We start from the raw sequence: 2,822 nt of genomic DNA, 5'->3' as shown, positions 1-2,822 counted from the left end.
GTTCGGTCTCGTCGGCGGCTGTGGGGGCTTCCTCGATCACGACGTGCGCGTTCGTGCCGCTGATGCCGAACGACGACACGCCCGCGCGCCTCGGCCGGTCGTCGCGGGCGGGCCAGGGCTGGTCCTGGGTGAGGAGTCGTACGGTCCTGTCGGACCAGTCGACGTGGTCCGTGGGCTCGTCGACGTGCAGGGTGCGGGGCAGCACCCCGTTCCGCATCGCCATCACCATCTTGATGACACCGGCGACACCCGCCGCGGCCTGGGTGTGGCCGATGTTCGACTTGATCGAGCCCAGCCACACCGGCTCGTCGCCGCCGCGGCCCTGCCCGTACGTGTTGATCAGGGCCTGGGCCTCGATCGGGTCGCCCAGGCGGGTGCCGGTGCCGTGCGCCTCGACCGCGTCGACCTGGTCGGCCGTCAGGCGCCCGTTGGCGAGGGCCTGGCGGATGACGGACTCCTGCGCGAGGCCGTTCGGCGCGGTGAGGCCGTTGCTCGCACCGTCCTGGTTCGCGGCCGTGCCACGGATCACCGCGAGCACCTGGTGGCCGTTGCGCCGGGCGTCCGAGAGGCGCTCCAGGACGAGCAGCGCGGAGCCCTCGCTGAAGCCCGTGCCGTCGGCGCCCGAGGCGAAGGCCTTGCAGCGGCCGTCGCCCGCGAGCCCCCGCTGCCGGCTGAACTCGGTGAGCAGCACCGGCGACGCCATGACCGTCGCTCCGCCGGCCAGCGCGAGCGAGCACTCGCCCTGCCGCAGCGACTGGGCGGCGAGGTGCAGCGCGACCAGCGAGGCCGAGCAGGCGGTGTCGATGGTGAGCGCGGGGCCTTCGAGGCCCAGGGTGTAGGCGATCCTGCCGGAGGCCACGCTCGTCGTGTTGGTGACGAGGTACCCCTCCAGCTCGGGGCGGATCTCCTCGGGGCGCGCGTAGTCCTGGGCGATCGCGCCGACGAACACACCGGTGTCGCTGCCGCGCAGGCTGTCCGGGGAGATCCCGGAGCGCTCCAGCGCCTCCCAGGCCGTCTCCAGGAGCACCCGCTGCTGCGGCTCCATCGCCTCGGCCTCGCGCGGGCTGATGCCGAAGAAGCCGGCGTCGAAGAGACCCGCGTCATGCAGGAAGCCGCCCTTGGCGACGTACGTGGTGGCCTGCGCGTCGGACGCGGGGTCCGGGGCGTGCAGCCTGTCGAGGTCCCAGCCCCTGCCCTCCGGGAAGTCGGTGATCGCGTCGCCGCCGGCGGCGAGCAGCCGCCACAGATCCTCGGGGCTGCGCACATCGGCCGGGAAGCGGCAGCCGATGCCGACGATCGCGATCGGCTCGTGCGCCGCGGCCTCGACGTCGGTCAGCCTCTGCCGGGTCTGCTGCAGGTCGGTCGTCACCCGCTTGAGGTAGTCCCGGAGTTTTGCTTCGTTGGCCATGAACCCATCCCTCGTGATGCCAGACGGTCTTGCGGGCAACGTCGCCGACGCGGCTTGCGGGCTGCTTAGCGTGACCTAAAGCGGTCGCCGAGCCGTCGCGGTCACCCCCTGGACGACGCGCGGAAGTCCCGTACGGCACCCAAGGGGCTCTTCGGCGGAAGTCCCGCACGGGCGCCTAAGGGGCTCTTTAGAGGGGCGTCAGCGGGGCGTCAGCCGGGCGGCCGAAAGTGGCGGTATGGAAGCCTCGGAAATCCACATCCTGTCCGTGGGCACGGCTCTGCCCGGTGCCCCCCTGGAGAACGCGGACCTCGCCCGGCACTTCGGCATGGACCCGATCTGGGAGGAGTGGGTCGACGCCTTCGTCGGGACCCGGGCCCGGCATCTGTCGGTGGACCTGGGGACCGGCAGGCTGCGGTCCACCCTCGCCGATCTGGCCACCGAGGCCGGAGCACGCGCCCTCGCCGACGCCGGCCTCGGGCCCGGCGACATCGACCTGGTCGTCCTCGGCACGGCCACGCCCGACCAGCTGATGCCCGCGACCGTCAACATCGTCGCGGACCGGCTCGGGATCGACGGCGTGCCGACCTACCAGCTGCAGTCGGGCTGTGCGGGCGCCTTCCAGGCCCTCGACGTCGGCAGCCAGATGCTGCGCGCCGGCGGGCACCGCACGGCCCTGGTGATCGGCGGCGAGCTGTGCTCCCGCCACTACGACCCGGGCGTCGACCTCGCGAAGCTCGACTCGGGCGAGCTGGTCAACTTCGTGCTGTTCGGCGACGGCGCGGGCGCGGCCGTGCTGACGTCCGAGCCGACCGAGGGCGCGCCCGTGATCCGCCGGGTCCTCAACCGGCTGACCGGGCTCGGCCGTGAGCCGGGGCAGATCGTGGAGTGGACCGGGGCGCTCGACCGCGCCGACGCGGACCGCGCGCACATCAAGGAGGACTACAAGGCGATCGAGGAGTCCGTCCCGGTGATGTCCCGGGAGATCGCCGAGGAACTGCTCGGCGACCTGGGCTGGGCGGTCACGGACGTGGACTACCTGCTGCCGCCCCAGCTGTCGGGGCGCATGACGCGGCGGATCGTCGAGGGCCTCGCCATGCCGCTCGCGGAGGAGATCACCCGCGTCGACACCATCGCCAACACGGGCAACGCGATGCCGTTCTTCCAGCTGGAGGAGGTGCTGCCGCAGCTGGCGCCCGGCGACCGGGTCCTCGGTATCTCGGTCGAGTCCAGCAAGTGGCTGAAGGCGGGCTTCGCCCTCGAAGTGGTCTGACGGCCACGCCGGACCACCCGGCCCCCACGGCGGCCCGATCCGCCCCCCACCCCCTCACACGAAAAAGCGGGGGGCGAGGGCGCCGCGCGCGCGCGCCACACCCCACCGCACCCCCCCCCCCCCCCCCGCGCCCAGACCAGACTC

2 protein-coding genes are annotated in these 2,822 nt (G+C 73.0%); one reads left to right on the top strand and one right to left on the bottom strand.

Features of this window, described 5'->3' with window-relative positions; translation table 11 throughout:
• Positions 1-1,408 (bottom strand): type I polyketide synthase (locus ACFV2S_RS36500; RefSeq protein ID WP_385570148.1); only part of this gene is annotated, 1,408 nt, incomplete at its 3' end.
• Between the two features lie 235 nt (positions 1,409-1,643).
• Between ACFV2S_RS36500 and ACFV2S_RS36495 the strand changes: the two genes are divergently transcribed.
• Positions 1,644-2,678, top strand: a complete 1,035-nt coding sequence (locus ACFV2S_RS36495; RefSeq protein ID WP_383801925.1) for a 3-oxoacyl-ACP synthase III family protein — start codon at positions 1,644-1,646, stop codon at positions 2,676-2,678.
• Positions 2,679-2,822 lie beyond the last annotated feature (144 nt).

Origin of the sequence: Streptomyces sp. NPDC059695, assembly GCF_042733785.1 — a bacterium.
Lineage (GTDB): Bacteria > Actinomycetota > Actinomycetes > Streptomycetales > Streptomycetaceae > Streptomyces.
This window is presented reverse-complemented; position numbering and strand designations above follow the sequence as displayed.